This is a genomic window from Streptomyces sp. NPDC091416, assembly GCF_044756845.1.
Lineage (GTDB): Bacteria > Actinomycetota > Actinomycetes > Streptomycetales > Streptomycetaceae > Streptomyces.
In genome coordinates this window covers 25,180-41,478 of record NZ_JBIVTU010000007.1, presented here as the reverse complement: position 1 = coordinate 41,478, position 16,299 = coordinate 25,180, and the positions used below count along the sequence as shown (strand labels likewise).

Here is a 16,299-nt window from a genome sequence, read left to right as displayed (position 1 = left end):
ATAATCCGGACATGGATGCCATTCACTCCCGAAGCCGTGTCCGCCGGCTGCTGCTGCCTCTGTCCGCGAGTGTCTGTGCGATCGCGCTGGTGAGCGGTTGCTCCGACTCGAACTCCAACGCCTCGAACGCCGCCGCGACGAAGTCCGGTTCGGCCCAGCAGGGCTCCGCCTCGAAGGCCACCGGCGACCTGCAGGACGACTACCAGAGCGTCATCAACGACGTGCTTCCCTCGGTGGTGCAGATCGACGCCTCCGACAGTCTGGGCTCGGGCATCGTCTACGACGCCAAGGGCCACATCGTCACCAACGCACACGTCGTCGGTGACGAGAAGACCTTCAAGGTCACCGTCGCCAACGGCGGGAAGGTGATGAGCGCCAAGCTGGTGGCCGCCTACCCCCAACAGGACCTGGCCGTCATCAAGCTGGACGACGTCCCGGACGGGCTGAAGCCCGCGAAGTTCGGCGACTCGGAGAAGGTCGAGGTCGGCCAGATCGTACTGGCCATGGGCTCGCCGCTCGGACTGTCCAGCAGCGTCACGCAGGGCATCGTCTCGGCTCTCGGCCGGACCGTGAGCGAGAGCCGTGCGGGCGGCGGCACGGGCGCGACCATCGCGAACATGGTGCAGACCTCGGCGGCGATCAACCCGGGCAACAGCGGGGGCGCGCTGGTGAACCTGAACAGCGAGGTCATCGGCATCCCGACGCTGGCGGCGACGGATCCCCAGATGGGTGACAGCGCGGCGCCCGGCATCGGCTTCGCGATCCCCGTCTCGATGGTGAAGACGGTCGCCGACCAGATCATCAAGAGCGGCAAGGTCACCGACTCCGGCCGGGCGGCCCTGGACATCACCGGCCGCACGGTCGTCGACGACAGCTACAAGCCCGCCGGGGTCGCGATCGTCAGTGCGGAGCAGGGCGGCGCGGCGCAGAAGGCGGGGCTGCGGGCCGGCGACATCATCACCAAGGTCGGTGACGCCTCCGTCACGACCATCACGTCCCTGTCGGAGGCCCTGGCCTCGGACAAGCCGGGTGAGAAGGTCACCGTGACGTATCAGCGCGGCGAGGCGGAGAAGACGGCGGAGGTCACGCTGGGCGAGATCTGAGCACCTGGGCCGCCGCCACGGCGACGGCCCGGTCCGCCGGGCGGGCCCTCACGGGTCCGCCCGGCGGCCGTCGCGGGTCCGCCCGGCGGCCGTCGCGGCTCAGGCCTCGCCGGCGGCCGCCTCGCTCGGCTCGCTCGGCTCGCTCTGCTCACCCTGCTCGGCCCGGAGGCTCATCGGGCCGTAGATCTTCGTCGTGTCGTCGAAGAGCGTCACCTGGTCCGCCCCGCCGTCGAGGAGTTCCTTCCAGTACTCGCCGATCCAGGATTCCGCGTCGCCCTGTGTCGTGAATTCCTCCGGCTGCAGGGCCGGCTCCGTCTCCGTACCGTCGGACTTCTCGAACCGCCACGTCCACGCCATGTCCGCCTCCTGGGTCACTTTGTTCCGTCCGCAGCCTAGTGCTTATGACCAGGGCGGGAAGGGGCCCGCGCGCGTCCGGCCACCCCCACGTCGCGCACCGGGTGCGGGGACGCGGGAGGATCGGAGCGTGGAACTAACTCTGCTCGGCACCGGAGCCCCCGACGGGCTGCCGCGGCCCGACTGCCCCTGCGCCGCCTGCGCCACCGCCCGCGGGGCGCGGGCGCGGGCCGCGACCGCCCTGCTGGTCGACGACGCCCTGCTGCTCGACCTGACCCCCGGAGCGGTGTTCGCCGCCGCCCGCGCGGGCCATTCGCTCACCGGCGTACGGCAGGTGCTGCTCACCCATCCGCACGACGGGCCCGCCCTCGAACTGCCCGCCGGACTGCCCCCGGCGGGCCGCGTTCCGGACGGGCGGGTGCTGACGCTGATCAGCGGACACCGGGTCCGGGCCGTACCGATGGACGCGCCCGGCACCGGGTACGAGGTCACCTCACCGGACGGTGAACGGCTGCTCTACCTGCCGCCGGGCGCCGCACCGGCCGGTCTCGCCGACCGGATGGCGCAGCCGTACGACATGGTCGTCGGGGACGTCGTGGGACGGCCCGACGCCGTCGCCCGGCTGCGGGCGGTCGAGGCGGTCGGGCCGGCCACCGAGGTGATCGCCGTCCATCTGGACCACGACGCACCGCCGGGCCCCGAGCTCGACCGCCGGCTCGCCGCGGGCGGGGCCCGGGCCGTTCCCGACGGGACGACGCTGACGGTCGGCGGATACCGCGCCGAACCCGCCATCCCCCGGCGCACCCTGATCACCGGCGGCGCCCGGTCCGGTAAGTCGGTCGAGGCCGAACGGCGGCTGGAGACCTACCCCGAGGTCGTGTACGTGGCGACCGGTGGCAGCCGGGAGGGCGACACGGAGTGGGCGGCCCGGATCGGACTGCACCGGGAGCGCAGACCGGCGGCCTGGCGCACCGAGGAGACCTGCGAGCTGGTGGAGCCGCTGGCCTCGGACGGACCGCCGCTGCTGATCGACTGCCTCGCGCTCTGGCTGACGGACGCGATGGACCGGGTGAACGCCTGGGACGACGCGGTCTGGGCGAACGGCGGCGAGAGCGCGCTGCGGGAGCGGACCGCCGAGCTCGTCGCCGCCGTCCGCGGGACGCGGCGCACCGTCGTCGCGGTGACCAACGAGACCGGCTCGGGCGTGGTGCCGGCGACCGCGGCCGGGCGGCGTTTCCGGGACGAGCTGGGCCGGCTGAACGCCGCGTTCGCCGACGAGTGCGAGCAGGTACTGCTGGTGGTGGCCGGGCAGGCGCTGACGCTGCGCGGCTGAAGGAGCCGCCGCCGAACGGAACAGGAGAAGCGGGACATGGCACGTGTACGGCCGATGCTGGACGGGGTTCCGGAGACCCTGCTGTGGACGCTGCACAACCGGGCGTTCGAGGCGGGCCGCCGCTATCCGGTGCTGGACGACCCGATGGCGCTCCAGCTGCTGGCGAACCTGGACTACCCGTTCGAGGAGCGGTTCGGGGTGCCGGGCGCCTTCCACTCCCAGGCTCAGGCGCTGCGCTCACGCTGCTTCGACCTGGCCGTGCAGGAGTATCTCGCCGACCGTCCGGAGGCCACCGTGGTCGCGCTCGGCGACGGTCTGGAGACCGGCTTCTGGCGGGTCGACAACGGGCGGCTGAACTGGCTGAGCGTGGAGCTGCCGGAGGTCGCCGCCCTGCGCCGCACCCTGCTGCCGCCCTCGGACCGGCTGCGGACGCTGTCCGGTTCGGCCACGGACCTCTCCTGGCTGGACGGGATCGAGGACCCGGAGGGCCGGGGCGTGGTCGTCACGACGCAGGGTCTGCTCATGTACCTGCGGCCCCCCGAGGTACGCGCGATCCTGGCGGCCTGCGCCGAACGGCTGCCCGGCGGGATCCTCGTCCTGGACTCCATGGCCCGGTGGCTCGCCAGGGGCACGGTGGCGGGCACCTCGAAGGTGGGTGCCATGACCATCCCGCCGATGCGGTGGGCGATGGACCCCGGTGAGCGCGGCAAGCTGCGCGGCGCGCATCCGGGGATCACCGAGGTGCGGGCCCTGCACCTGCCGCGCGGACGGGGCGCGATGGGCGAGCTGATCCGGATCCAGAACCGGCTCCCCGGGCTGCGGACCCTCACGCCCGCGATCACCCAACTCCGGTTCGAGGACCGCACGCCGCACTGAGGGGGGCCGGAAATCGCGGCAGGTACTGTTCGGCGGGGAGCCCGGCTCCCCGGCCCACACCACGTATCGAACCGCGAGGCAGACCCCCGTGAATCTGGACGACTTCTCCGACCTGATCGAACGCCCCGACGGGGGTGTACGGCGCGATGCCGAGGAACGCCGGGAGCGGTTCATCGTGCCGCCGGGTGCCCTCGGCCGCCTCGACGAGCTGGGCGAATGGCTCTCGGCCGCCCAGCAGGCCGTGCCGGTCCGAGCGATCGAACAGGCCCGCGTGGTGCTGTTCGCCGGTGATCACGGGGTCGCGCAGCTGGACGTGTCCGGCCGCGCGGCCGGCACCGCGCACGAGCTGGTGCGCGCCACGCTGGACGGCGCGACGCCGCTCGCCGTGCTGGCCCGCCGGTTCTCCGTGCCGGTGCGGATCGTCGACGCCGGGCTGGACTGCGAGCCGGACCTGCTTCCGGAAGCGGTCGTCCGGACCCGGGTGCGGCGCGGCAGCGGCCGGATCGACGTCGAGAACGCGATGACGTCCGAGGAGGCCGAGCAGGCGGTGCGCCTCGGCATGGCGATCGCCGACGAGGAGGCCGACTCGGGCACCGATCTGGTGGTGCTCGGCGATCTGAGCGTGGGCGGTACGACGGCCGCGGCCACACTGATCGCGGCGCTGTGCGGCACCGACGCCTCGGTGGTCACCGGGCGCGGCGGTGCGGGCATCGACGACCTGGCCTGGATGCGTAAGTGCGCGGCGGTCCGTGACGCGCTGCGCCGGGCCAGGCCGGTGCTGGGCGACCAGTTGGAGCTGCTGGCCACGGTGGGCGGCGCGGATCTGGCCGCGATGACCGGCTTCCTGCTGCAGTGCGCGGTGCGCCGGCTCCCGGTGATCCTGGACGGGGTGGTCTCCGCGGCGTGTGCGCTGGTCGGACAGCGGTCCGCGTTCCGGGCGCCGGACTGGTGGCTGGCGGGGCAGTTGAGCGGGGAGCCGGCGCAGGCGAAGGCGCTGGACCGGATGGCGCTCAATCCGCTGCTGGACCACGGCGTCGTCGTCGGCGAGGGAAGCGGGGCGCTGCTCGCGCTCCCGTTCGTCCAGGCCGCGGCCGCGCTGGCGGCCGAACTGCCCGAGCGTACGCCGGAAACCGACGAGGACGAAGCGCAGGACGGAGCGCAGGACGACGCGGAGGACGGCATGAAGGACGACGTGAAGGACGAGGGCGCGACGTCCGACGGCGCGGGCTCCCCGGCCGGGGAGTGACGAGCGGCGGCTGACCGACGGGACTGCGGCCGTCCGGACACCTGCGCAGCGCGGCCCCTTTCATGAAACGCGATGCCCCATATGATCGCTTTTCATGGGAGAGGTCTGCTTGGCCAGCGAGGAATCCGCCCGGACTGCCGTCCGTCCGCAGAGCACCGGCCGGTCGCGGCGGGGCGCGGCCTTCGCCATCTGGTATCTGCGCGTCGTGTCGTTCGTCAATTTCCTCAGCGCCGTCTGGGTCACCTTCGGCCAGGACCTCCGACGCCACAACACCGAGAACTACTTCACGCCCTACCTGCTCACCGCGGGCTTCTCCTCCGGCGTCGTCGCCCTGTTCCTCGCGGTCACGATGAGACGGCGCAAACGGGCCGCGTGGATCGTCAACACGGTGCTGAGCGGCCTCACCCTGCTGCTCTTCGCATCGGTGATCGGCTTCCCGGAGGTGCGGCGGTATCCGCAGAACTGGATCTCGCTCGCCCTGACCGCCGCGTTCGTCCTCGCGCTCGTCCTCGGCCGGCGGGAGTTCTACGCGAAGGGCGACCGGTCCAATCCGAAGCTGGCCGCGCTGGTGGCGGTCGGCGGACTGCTGGTCACCTCGCTCATCGCCGCAGGCCTGGTCACGCTCACCAACACCGCGCACGACGACTACCGTTCGACGTTCCTCGACCGCTGGCGCTACGGCGCGCTGCGTCTGGTCTCCGTCGCCGCCGACGACTCGCGGTATCCCGGCATCACCACGCCGGGCTGGGTGAACGTCGTCATCAACATCCTTTCCACGCTGCTGCTCGTCGCGGTCGTGTACGCGGCCTTCCGGGCCCGCCGCGCGGTCGACCCGATCACTCCCGAGGACGAGGCGGCGCTGCGCGCCCTGCTCGCCCGGCACGGCGAGCGGGACTCGCTCGGCTACTTCGCGCTGCGCCGCGAGAAGAGCGTCGTCTGGTCCCCGACCGGGAAGGCCGCCGTCGCCTACCGGGTGGTCGGCGGCGTCTCGCTGGCCTCCGGCGACCCGATCGGCGACCCCGAGGCCTGGCCCGGGGCGATCGGCCCCTGGCTCGCCGAAGCACGCGCACACGGCTGGATCCCGGCGGCAATGGGGGTCAGCGAGGAGGGCGGCACGATCTACGCCCGGCACGGTCTCGACGCCCTGGAGCTGGGCGACGAGGCGATCGTGGAGACGTCCGAGTTCACCCTGGAGGGCCGGGCGATGCGGACCGTCCGCCAGGCGTACAACCGGGTGAGACGGGCCGGTTACGAGGTGACGGTGCGCCGGCACGAGGACATTCCCGCGGCCGAGATGGCCGAACTGGTGCGCCGGGCCGACGACTGGCGGGACGGCGCGACCGAACGCGGCTTCTCCATGGCGCTGGGCCGGCTCGGCGACCCGGCCGACGGACAGTGCGTCATGCTCGAATGCCGCGACACCGGCGCGGCCACGGCCGGGGGCGGCGGAGCCGGTGCGCTGCGCGCCGTGCTCAGCTTCGTCCCCTGGGGCCCGCACGGCCTCTCGCTGGACCTGATGCGCCGTGACCGGGACGCCGAGAACGGCCTGATGGAGTTCATGGTCATCGAACTCCTGCAACGTGCCGAGAAGATCGGCGTCACCCAGGTGTCGCTGAACTTCGCGATGTTCCGATCCGTCTTCGAGCGCGGATCACGGCTCGGCGCCGGGCCGGTGCTCCGGCTGTGGCGTTCGCTCCTCAGCTTCTTCTCGCGGTGGTGGCAGATCGAGTCGCTCTACCGCGCCAACGCCAAGTACCGGCCGATCTGGGAACCGCGCTACCTGCTCTTCGAGAAGAGTGCGGACCTGCCCCGCATCGGCATCGCCGCGGGGCGCGCCGAAGGCTTCCTGGAGGCGCCGGGACTGCCCAAGTGGCTGCACCGCTCGAAGCTCGGACCGCGCGCATGAGACGGATGCGGCCGCTCGGGCGGGCGGCCCGCCGGGAGTGGGGTCCGCTGTGGGCGGCCGTACGCACGGCGGTCGCCACCGAGCGGCTGCGGGCCGTCCCGATGACCCTGGCCGCGGTCTGTCTGACGGCACTGCTCCAGATGGTGCAGAACAGTTCCTGGGGCTATGGGCCGGTGCAGGCGCTCGGGGCCGTACGGGCCGAGGATCCGCTCCCGGCGGCGCTGCTGCGTACCCCGCTGTCCCTGTTCGTCCCGGCGCTCGACCTGCCGGTCTGGGGCGCCCTGGCGCAGGTGCTGCTGGTGTTCGGGACCGCCGAGATCTGCCTGGGCCGGTGGCGGACGCTGCTGATCGCGTACGTCGCGACGCCGGCCGGGACGCTGTACGCACGGATCGGCGTCGCGGTCGGCCCCGACGGGTTCCTGGGCCTGCCCGGCTCCGACGCCCGGGTCGTCGACACCGGGCCGTCGGCGGCCGTGGTCGCCCTGGCCGTCTGCGTCTGCTTCGCCCACCGCGCCTGGTTCACCGGCGGGCTGGTCGTCGTGGCGATGGTGGTGGAGGTCGCGGTGAAGGACAACCTGGCGGGCAGGGAGCACCTGGTGGCCGTCGCGGCGGCACTCGCGCTGTGCGCGGTACCGGCCCTGCGCGCGGGGCGGTGCCGTCAGGGTTTGGAGGTGGGGGCCGGGACGCGGTCGGGTGCGCCGCCGATCAGGTCCTGGAACCTGCGCCGCGGCCCGGCCCAGCGCACGTCGTGGTGGTAGGCGCGCAGGACCGAACGGGACCGGGCCCGGTGCCGGTTGCGGTAGAACCGCTTGGCCCACATCGAGGTCGGCCGGGCGAGGCGGACGGCGCCGATCAGGGCGACGAACGGGATCAGGGTGCCGACCACCGCCATCCGCGCCTTGCCCTTGAACAGGGCGATCAGCACGAAGCAGAAGTTGACGACGAGCGTGAGGACGACGCCGAGCCGGCCCTGTTGCTGATCGTCGCTCAGATCGTCCACGCCGAGCGGCGAGAACCCGCCGAGCACCAGCAGGACGAGGGCGGCGGTGAGGACCACCACCTCCACGCTCTGACGGCCCTCCTCGGTCCAGTACACGTCGTCCAGGTGCAGGATCAGCGCGAACTCGTCCAGCACCAGCCCCGCGCCCATGCCGAAGACGACCGCGCAGGCCCCGGCCGCGAAGCCGTGCTTTCCGCTCGCCACCGCGCCGAACCCGCCCACCACGCTCAGCACGACACCCGGCACCACGTGGTGGACATGGACCCCGCCGGGCGTGATGTTGCCGAACGGCCCCTTGCCGGCCCGGATCATCCGGGTGATGACCCGGGTGATCGCGAACGTCAGCACGAAGGCGGTCAGGGACAGGAGCAGGGGCAGCTTCCCCGGCTCGATGATGTTCCGATCGAACCAGTGACCCATCCCACCCACTCCCGATAAGTCGCTTCTGCCCCGCTTCATTGCGTTCCGGACAATCTATCGGCCCCGCCCACCGATTAGCCTGCGCGCCGTGACCTCCCTGAACAGCCACGGCCTGCGTTTCGCCTTCGGCACCCTCACCGTGCTCCCCGTCCGCGTCACCCGCTGGGACCGCGAGACCGCCCGGGCCGGAATGCTCTGCGCCCCACTGGCGGGCCTCGTCGTGGGGGTGCTCGCGGCGGTGCCCGGCAGCCTGTTGCTGCTGCTGGGCTCGGGGCCGCTGCTCGCCGCGGTGGCCTCGGCAGCCGTCCCGGCGGCCCTCACCCGGGGGCTGCATCTGGACGGTCTCGCGGACACCGCCGACGGGCTGGGCAGCGGCAAGCCGGCCGACGACGCGCTGCGGATCATGAAGCAGTCGGACATTGGGCCGTTCGGTGTGATCACCCTGCTGTTCGTCCTGCTCGCCCAGGTGGCGGTCCTTCAGCAGCTGTACGCACAGGGCTGGGCGCAGGGCGCGGTGGCGGCCGCCGTGTCCGGTGCCGTCGCCCGGCTCGCGCTCACCCTGGCCTCCCGGCGCGGCGTCCCCGCGGCCCGGCCGGAAGGACTGGGCGCCGCGGTCGCGGGCACGGTCCCCGCGGCCGGCGCGGCGGCGGCCGCGGCCTTGACCGTGGCGGTCTGCGCGGGCGCCGGGGCGCTGCTCGGCGGGTACGGGGCACTGCGGTACGCCCTCGCCGTCCCGGCCGCGCTCGTGGTTGCCCAGCTGCTGCTGCGGCACTGTGTGCGGCGCTTCGGCGGGGTGACCGGCGATGTGTTCGGCGCGCTGGCGGAGACGGCGGCGACGGTGACGCTCGTGGGGCTGGCGCTCGGCTGAGCCCCTGGACCTTCGGTCAGGCGCCCGCCGCCGGGCACTGCTCCCGCCAGACGCCGAGCTCGTACTTCTTCAGCAGCGAGCTCAGCCCCAGCCGCCGGGACTCCCCGCAGAAGCGTGCCACGGGCAGCTCGTACTCCACGTGGAAGACCGCCTTCCCGGCCTCGATGAACGGGGAGAGTTCCTCGCACTCCTCGTACTGGGCGCACTGTTCGTTGACCGCGAAGTCGAAGTCGCCCACCAGCTCGGGGATCTGGGGCAGGTCGTTCTTCAGGCCGACGGCGAGGTGGTGGCGGTGGGCGATGCGGGCGATGAGCCGGTTGTAGCGCAGCTGGTCGGCGGCGGTCAGCGGGAAGCCGCTCGGATTGCGGTAGCCGTCCATGTTGTCGGGCTCGACCGCGTCGAAGCCCTTCTTCGCGCACATGGCGATCCGGCTCTCCATCAGCGGCTCCAGGACGTCGGTGCGCCGGATGTCGAGCCACCGCTCCCCCTTCCAGCCGTTGCCCTTGCCGAGGACCGCGGTGGGGAACCTCGCCGCGTCCGGGCGGAACTCCTCCCAGGCTCCCGTGGAGAGGTAGCAGATGACCTTGCGCCCCTTGCGGTGCAGCTCGGCCACGCGCGCCGCTTTGTGGTCGAAGCCGTCGATGTCGTAGACCGGGGCGTCCACGGAGGTGTCCAGCCGGCCGGAGAGCTGCCACTGCCAGTCGGTGCCCGGCTCCGGCTGCCAGCGCGCCGGCGCGGACCGGCCGGAGGAGGCGGGCGGCGGGGCGGAGCCGGGCGCCGAGGTGCAGCCGGCCAGCATCAGCAACAGAATCAGTACGGTGGCGGGCAGCGCCCTCGGCCGGCCGCTCGCCCGGGCGGCCATCCGGTCGTCCATCGTTCCCCCTGGGTCCATGCGCAGGACGTCCGTCAACGCCTGTGCGGTCGCGGTCCGTTCCGCCGGGAAGATCATCCCGGTATGACAACCGTACGGCCGCCACGGAGCGCTGACGCCCCGCCGCCGTAATCGGGCAGCAAAGGCGCGCGTAGGCTCATTCCCGGCACATCGCGGGCGGCGTCTACGATGCGCCGGGCACGGTCGGCCACCCCCTCGACCGGCACAGGCCGAAAAAGAACTCAACGGAAGCGAGATTTCACCACCGTGACTGCTCTCACTCTCAGCACTGCCGGTGCGGCGACGCTGCGCGCCGACGCGCTCGTCGTCGGCGTCGCCAAGGGCGGCTCCAAGTCCGGGGACCTGGTCCTGGCTCCGGGCGCCGAGGCCGTGGACAAGGCGTTCGGCGGAAAGCTCGCCACCGTCCTGGCGACCCTGGGCGCCTCCGGTGCCGAGGGCGAACTGACCAAGCTCCCCGCACCCGACGGCCTGAAGGTCCCGGTCGTCATCGCGGCCGGACTCGGCCCGGTCCCGGAGAAGGACGGCGCGTACGACACCGAGACGCTGCGCCGGGCCGCGGGCTCCGCCGCACGCTCGCTCAGCGGCTCGAAGAAGGCCGGCTTCGCACTGCCCATCGCCTCCGTCGAGGACGCCGAGGCCATCGCGGAGGGCGCCCTGCTGGGCGCGTACGCCTTCACCGCCTACCAGGGCGGCGAGAACAAGCTCGCCCCCAAGGGCGCCAAGGCCGACGGCCCGAAGCTGCCGCTCGCCGAGGTCGCCGTCCTCGGCGCCAAGCCGCGCGACAAGGCCTTCAAGGCCGCCGCCGAGCGCGCCGTCGCGCTGGTCGAGGAGATCAACCGCGCCCGCGACCTGATCAACACCCCGCCGAACGACCTGTACCCCGAGTCCTTCGCCGCCGTGGCCACGGCCGCCGGCAAGGAGCACGGCATCAAGGTGCAGGTCCTCGACGAGAAGGCGCTCGTCAAGGGCGGCTACGGCGGTCTGCTCGGCGTCGGCCAGGGCGCGGCCCGCGGCCCGCGCCTGGTGAAGCTCGCCTACACGCACCCGAAGGCGGAGAAGACCCTGGCCCTGGTGGGCAAGGGCATCACCTACGACTCGGGCGGCATCTCGCTGAAGCCCGCCGGTCACAACGAGACGATGAAGTGCGACATGGCCGGCGCGGCCGCCGTGTTCGCGGCCGTCGTCGCGGCCGCCCGTCTGGGCCTGCGGGTCAACGTCACCGGCTGGCTGGCGCTGGCCGAGAACATGCCGTCGGGCAACGCCACCCGTCCCGGTGACGTGCTCCACATGTACAGCGGCAAGACCGTCGAGGTCCTCAACACGGACGCCGAGGGCCGGCTCGTCCTCGCCGACGCGCTGACCCGCGCCTCCGAGGAGAACCCGGACGCGATCGTCGACGTGGCGACCCTGACCGGCGCGATGGTGCTGGCCCTGGGCAACCGCACCTTCGGCATCATGGCGAACGACGACGCGTTCCGTACGTCGATCCACGAGATCGCCGACGAGGTCGGTGAGGCCTCCTGGCCGATGCCGCTCCCGGCCGACCTGCGCAAGGGCATGGACTCCCCGACCGCCGACATCGCCAACATGGGCGAGCGGATGGGCGGCGGTCTGGTGGCCGGTCTGTTCCTTCAGGAGTTCGTGGGCGAGGGCATCGCCTGGGCGCACCTGGACATCGCCGGTCCGGCCTTCCACGAGGGCGCGCCGTACGGCTACACGCCGAAGGGCGGGACCGGATCCGCGGTCCGCACCCTGGTGAAGCTGGCGGAGCGCACCGCGGCCGGAGACCTCGGCTGAGCTCGACGCTGATGTACGGCCCCGGGCATACGTCCGGGGCCGTACGTGTTGCACCCACGGCACCGCGGCAGGGCCCGGGCGGTTTCGCTCTCGACGAAACCCGACGGAATCGGCCTGTCCCTACGCAGCGGTAACCCACTGGGACGGACGATCATCCGTCTCAGACACGGGCCCCGCGTCCCGCCCACCGTCAACAAGTGCGAAGATGGGTTCTCGGCAGGACAGGGCCCCCACCACAGGGCCGAATGACAAAAGCGGCCGAACACCAGCCGACCGGCCGGTCACACCCCGATGACGGGGCCCGGCATACGGCGCACATGCATGGAGGACGTGACGTGGCGAACGACGCCAGCACCGTTTTCGACCTAGTGATCCTCGGCGGTGGTAGCGGCGGTTATGCCGCGGCCCTGCGCGGAGCGCAGCTGGGCCTGGACGTCGCTCTGATCGAGAAGGGCAAGGTCGGCGGCACCTGCCTGCACAACGGCTGTATCCCCACGAAGGCCCTGCTGCACGCCGGTGAGATCGCGGACCAGGCGCGCGAGGCCGACCAGTTCGGTGTCAAGGCCACCTTCGAGGGCATCGACATGGCGGCCGTCCACAAGTACAAGGACGACGTGATCTCGGGCCTGTACAAGGGTCTGCAGGGGCTCATCGCCTCCCGCAAGGTGCACTACATCGAGGGTGAGGGACGGCTCTCCTCCCCCACCTCGGTGGACGTGAACGGCCAGCGCATCCAGGGCCGCCACGTGCTCCTGGCGACCGGCTCCGTGCCGAAGTCGCTCCCGGGCCTGGAGATCGACGGCAACCGCGTCATCTCCTCGGACCACGCGCTGAAGCTGGACCGCGTCCCGAAGTCCGCGATCGTGCTGGGCGGCGGCGTCATCGGCGTCGAGTTCGCCTCGGCGTGGAAGTCCTTCGGCACCGACGTCACCATCGTCGAGGGCCTGAAGCACCTGGTCCCGGTCGAGGACGAGAACAGCTCGAAGCTCCTTGAGCGCGCGTTCCGCAAGCGCGGCATCAAGTTCAACCTCGGCACGTTCTTCCAGGGTGTCGAGTACACCCAGGACGGCGTCCGGGTGACCCTCGCCGACGGCAAGACCTTCGAGGCGGAGCTGCTGCTCGTCGCGATCGGCCGCGGCCCGGTCTCGCAGGGCCTCGGTTACGAGGAGGCGGGCGTCGCGATGGACCGCGGCTACGTCCTCGTCGACGAGTACATGCAGACGAACGTGCCGACGATCTCGGCCGTGGGCGACCTGGTCCCGACCCTTCAGCTGGCGCACGTCGGCTTCGCCGAGGGCATCCTCGTGGCGGAGCGTCTGGCCGGCATGAAGACCGTCCCGATCGACTACGACGGTGTCCCGAAGGTGACGTACTGCCACCCCGAGGTCGCCTCCGTGGGCATCACCGAGGCCAAGGCCAAGGAGCTCTACGGCGCGGACAAGGTCGTGGCGCTGAAGTACAACCTCGCGGGCAACGGCAAGAGCAAGATCCTCAAGACCGCGGGCGAGATCAAGCTCGTCCAGGTCAAGGACGGTGCCGTGGTCGGCGTCCACATGGTGGGTGACCGTATGGGCGAGCAGGTCGGCGAAGCCCAGCTGATCTACAACTGGGAGGCGCTGCCGGCCGAGGTCGCGCAGCTCATCCACGCCCACCCGACGCAGAACGAGGCGATGGGCGAGGCCCACCTGGCCCTCGCCGGCAAGCCCCTGCACTCCCACGACTGATCAGTCGACCGGGCGCGACGACCGACCACTTCCGCATTTTCGTTAGGAGCAACTGAAACCATGTCGGTTTCCGTAACCCTTCCGGCGCTCGGCGAGAGCGTCACCGAGGGCACCGTCACCCGCTGGCTGAAGGCTGAGGGCGAGCGCGTCGAGGCCGACGAGCCGCTGCTCGAGGTATCGACCGACAAGGTCGACACCGAGATCCCGGCCCCCGCCTCCGGCATCCTGGCCTCCATCAAGGTCGCCGAGGACGAGACCGTCGAGGTCGGCGCCGAGCTGGCCGTCATCGACGACGGCACCGGCGCCCCGGCACCCGCCGCGGCTCCGGCCGCCGAGCCCGAGGCCGCCCCGGCCCCGGCGCCCGCCGCCGAGGCCCCCGCGGCACCGGCACCGGCCCCCGCGGCCGAGGCTCCGGCCGCCGCCCCGGCCGGCGGTGCCTCCGGCACCGACGTCACCCTCCCGGCGCTCGGCGAGAGCGTCACCGAGGGCACCGTCACCCGCTGGCTGAAGGAGGTCGGCGAGGAGGTCACGGAGGACGAGCCCCTGCTCGAGGTCTCCACGGACAAGGTCGACACCGAGATCCCGGCGCCGGTCTCCGGCGTGCTGCTGGAGATCGTCGTCGCCGAGGACGAGACCGCCGAGGTCGGCGCCAAGCTGGCCGTCATCGGTGCTCCCGGTGCCGCCCCGGCCGCCGCTCCGGCCGCTGCCGCTCCGGCCCCGGCCGCCGCCCCGGCACCCGCCGCGGCTCCGGCCGCTCCGGCTCCGGCCGCCCCCGCACCGGCCACCCCGGCCCCGGCTCCGGCTCCGGTGGCTCCCGCCGCGCCCGCCGCCGCCCCGGCCCCGGCCGCTCCGGCACCCGTGGCCGCGGCTCCGGTCACCCCGGCCGCTCCGGCCGCGACCTCCGGTGACGACGGCGCGTACGTCACGCCGCTGGTCCGCAAGCTCGCCGCCGAGAACGGCGTCGACCTGGGCGCGGTCAAGGGCACCGGTGTCGGTGGCCGTATCCGCAAGCAGGACGTCGTCGCCGCCGCGGAGGCCGCCAAGGCCGCCGCTGCCGCTCCGGCTCCGGCCGCCGCCGCCCCGGCGGCCAAGGCCGCGCCGAAGCTCGAGGCGTCCCCGCTGCGCGGTCAGACGGTCAAGATGACCCGCATGCGCAAGGTCATCGGCGACAACATGATGAAGGCGCTGCACTCGCAGGCCCAGCTGACCTCGGTCGTCGAGGTCGACGTCACCAAGCTGATGAAGCTGCGCAACAAGGCGAAGGACGCGTTCGCGGCCCGTGAGGGCGTCAAGCTCTCCCCGATGCCGTTCTACGTCAAGGCCGCCGCCCAGGCGCTGAAGGCCCACCCGGTCGTCAACGCCCGGATCAACGAGGACGAAGGCACGATCACGTACTTCGACTCGGAGAACATCGGCATCGCCGTGGACGCCGAGAAGGGTCTGATGACCCCGGTCATCAAGGGAGCGGGCGACCTCAACATCGCCGGCATCTCGAAGAAGACCGCCGAGCTGGCCGGCAAGGCCCGCGGTGGCGGCCTGACTCCGGACGACATGTCCGGTGCCACCTTCACCATCAGCAACACCGGCTCGCGCGGTGCGCTGTTCGACACCGTCATCGTGCCGCCGAACCAGGCAGCCATCCTGGGCATCGGCGCCACCGTCAAGCGTCCCGCGGTCATCGAGACCGAGGAGGGCACCGTCATCGGCGTCCGCGACATGACGTACCTCTCGCTCTCCTACGACCACCGTCTGGTGGACGGCGCGGACGCCGCCCGCTACCTGACCTCGGTCAAGGCGATCCTGGAGGCCGGTGAGTTCGAGGTCGAGCTCGGCCTCTGAACACCGCGGCTGTAACCAGCCTCACCAGCGGCGCCCCCGTCCGGAACACTCCCGGGCGGGGGCGCCGCCGTATTGTCTAGGCACCACCGGTCGCTCCGGCCGCCGAGTTGGTGCAGGCAGCACCGGTTTGCCCCGAAGGAGCCACTCATGACCCCGCCCGTCGTCCACTCGCTGCGCGAACAGATCCGCGAGCACATCGTGGACGGGATCGTCAGCGGGCGATGGAAGCCGGGTGAGCGGATCGTGGAGCGGCGCATCGCCACCGAACTGGAGGTCAGCCAGACCCCCGTGCGCGAGGCGCTGCGCGAGCTGGAGACGCTCCGGCTGATCGAGTCGGCGCCCAACAAGGGCGTCCGGGTCCGCAACCTCACGGCTGCCGATCTGGAGGAGAGCTACCCGGTACGGGCCGGCCTGGAGCAGATCGCCGCCGCACTGGCGGCCCCGGGGCTCGGCGAGGACTGCTCACGGCTCGCCCCGCACGTGACGGCGCTGTACGCGGCGGACCGCCTGGCCGACGGCGAGGCGCAGGTGCGCCACACGGTGGGCTTCCACCGGGAGATGGTCAGGGCGGCCGGCAACGCGGTCCTGCTGCACACCTGGGAGGGGCTGGGCATCGAGGTTTTCACGGCGCTCTCGATCCGCTGGCTGGGCACGGTGCAGAAGTCGTACGCCGAGGAGCACGAGGCGCTCATCGAGGCGTTCCTGCGGAAGGACCCGGACATCGGGGTGCTGGTCAAGGCCCACGTACTCGGCTGCGCGCCGCGCGCCTGAGGCCGGGGCCCGTGTGCGCCCGAGGTCGAGGCTCCGCACGGCAGGCCCCACGGAGGTCGAGACTGCGCGCGCCCAAGGCCGGGGCCGGCCCGCGTGAGGCCTGCGCGCACCGCGGTGCGCATGTGTAGCGGGAGGCGCTCGCCTGTGCGGACGAGCGACCGATTAGTCCG

14 protein-coding genes are annotated in these 16,299 nt (G+C 72.3%); 11 read left to right on the top strand and 3 right to left on the bottom strand.

Going from position 1 to position 16,299, the window contains the following annotated elements:
• The first annotated feature begins 11 nt into the window (after positions 1-11).
• Positions 12-1,103, top strand: coding sequence for a S1C family serine protease (locus tag ACIQMX_RS21340; protein ID WP_402480240.1), 1,092 nt, complete (start codon positions 12-14; stop codon positions 1,101-1,103).
• Between the two features lie 99 nt (positions 1,104-1,202).
• Here the strand turns inward: ACIQMX_RS21340 and ACIQMX_RS21335 are convergent, their stop codons facing one another.
• Complete coding sequence (locus ACIQMX_RS21335; protein WP_402480236.1) at positions 1,203-1,460, bottom strand: hypothetical protein; 258 nt, start codon at positions 1,458-1,460, stop codon at positions 1,203-1,205.
• Positions 1,461-1,587: 127 nt separating this feature from the next.
• Between ACIQMX_RS21335 and ACIQMX_RS21330 the strand changes: the two genes are divergently transcribed.
• The 5 genes from ACIQMX_RS21330 to ACIQMX_RS21310 all read left to right on the top strand — a co-directional run bounded on the left by ACIQMX_RS21330 (position 1,588) and on the right by ACIQMX_RS21310 (position 7,576).
• Positions 1,588-2,790 (top strand): bifunctional adenosylcobinamide kinase/adenosylcobinamide-phosphate guanylyltransferase, encoded by a 1,203-nt coding sequence (locus ACIQMX_RS21330; protein ID WP_363070295.1) that lies wholly within the window; start codon positions 1,588-1,590, stop codon positions 2,788-2,790.
• A 36-nt stretch (positions 2,791-2,826) separates the two neighbouring features.
• Positions 2,827-3,666 (top strand): class I SAM-dependent methyltransferase, encoded by an 840-nt coding sequence (locus ACIQMX_RS21325; RefSeq protein WP_402480233.1) that lies wholly within the window; start codon positions 2,827-2,829, stop codon positions 3,664-3,666.
• A gap of 88 nt (positions 3,667-3,754) precedes the next feature.
• Complete coding sequence (cobT, locus tag ACIQMX_RS21320; RefSeq protein WP_402480230.1) at positions 3,755-4,912, top strand: nicotinate-nucleotide--dimethylbenzimidazole phosphoribosyltransferase; 1,158 nt, start codon at positions 3,755-3,757, stop codon at positions 4,910-4,912.
• 94 nt (positions 4,913-5,006) lie between these two features.
• Positions 5,007-6,818, top strand: coding sequence for a phosphatidylglycerol lysyltransferase domain-containing protein (locus ACIQMX_RS21315; protein WP_363070289.1), 1,812 nt, complete (start codon positions 5,007-5,009; stop codon positions 6,816-6,818).
• The gene (locus ACIQMX_RS21310) at positions 6,815-7,576 is read left to right on the top strand and encodes a hypothetical protein (protein WP_402480227.1); all 762 of its coding nucleotides are present in this window, start codon (positions 6,815-6,817) and stop codon (positions 7,574-7,576) included. Before ACIQMX_RS21315 ends, ACIQMX_RS21310 begins: the two co-directional genes overlap by 4 nt.
• Here the strand turns inward: ACIQMX_RS21310 and ACIQMX_RS21305 are convergent.
• Positions 7,477-8,238, bottom strand: a complete 762-nt coding sequence (locus tag ACIQMX_RS21305; protein ID WP_363070286.1) for a hypothetical protein — start codon at positions 8,236-8,238, stop codon at positions 7,477-7,479. The two genes, ACIQMX_RS21310 and ACIQMX_RS21305, sit on opposite strands and share 100 nt — an antisense overlap.
• 88 nt (positions 8,239-8,326) lie before the next feature.
• Here ACIQMX_RS21305 and cobS point away from each other — a divergent pair, with 88 nt between their 5' ends.
• The gene (gene cobS, locus ACIQMX_RS21300; RefSeq protein WP_402480225.1) at positions 8,327-9,106 is read left to right on the top strand and encodes an adenosylcobinamide-GDP ribazoletransferase; all 780 of its coding nucleotides are present in this window, start codon (positions 8,327-8,329) and stop codon (positions 9,104-9,106) included.
• 16 nt (positions 9,107-9,122) lie between these two features.
• Here the strand turns inward: cobS and ACIQMX_RS21295 are convergent, their stop codons facing one another.
• On the bottom strand, positions 9,123-9,980 hold the full coding sequence (locus ACIQMX_RS21295) for an endo alpha-1,4 polygalactosaminidase (RefSeq protein WP_402480744.1): 858 nt from the start codon (positions 9,978-9,980) through the stop codon (positions 9,123-9,125).
• 264 nt (positions 9,981-10,244) lie between these two features.
• Here ACIQMX_RS21295 and ACIQMX_RS21290 point away from each other — a divergent pair, with 264 nt between their 5' ends.
• The 4 genes from ACIQMX_RS21290 to ACIQMX_RS21275 all read left to right on the top strand — a co-directional run bounded on the left by ACIQMX_RS21290 (position 10,245) and on the right by ACIQMX_RS21275 (position 16,129).
• Positions 10,245-11,795 carry a leucyl aminopeptidase gene (locus ACIQMX_RS21290; RefSeq protein WP_363070282.1) on the top strand — a complete coding sequence of 517 codons (1,551 nt, stop codon included), beginning with the start codon at positions 10,245-10,247 and terminating at the stop codon, positions 11,793-11,795.
• Positions 11,796-12,130: 335 nt separating this feature from the next.
• On the top strand, positions 12,131-13,519 hold the full coding sequence (lpdA, locus tag ACIQMX_RS21285; RefSeq protein ID WP_328948284.1) for a dihydrolipoyl dehydrogenase: 1,389 nt from the start codon (positions 12,131-12,133) through the stop codon (positions 13,517-13,519).
• A gap of 60 nt (positions 13,520-13,579) precedes the next feature.
• Positions 13,580-15,358, top strand: a complete 1,779-nt coding sequence (gene sucB, locus ACIQMX_RS21280; protein ID WP_402480221.1) for a 2-oxoglutarate dehydrogenase, E2 component, dihydrolipoamide succinyltransferase — start codon at positions 13,580-13,582, stop codon at positions 15,356-15,358.
• A gap of 147 nt (positions 15,359-15,505) precedes the next feature.
• Positions 15,506-16,129, top strand: coding sequence for a GntR family transcriptional regulator (locus tag ACIQMX_RS21275; RefSeq protein ID WP_402480218.1), 624 nt, complete (start codon positions 15,506-15,508; stop codon positions 16,127-16,129).
• The last annotated feature ends 170 nt before the right edge of the window (positions 16,130-16,299 follow it).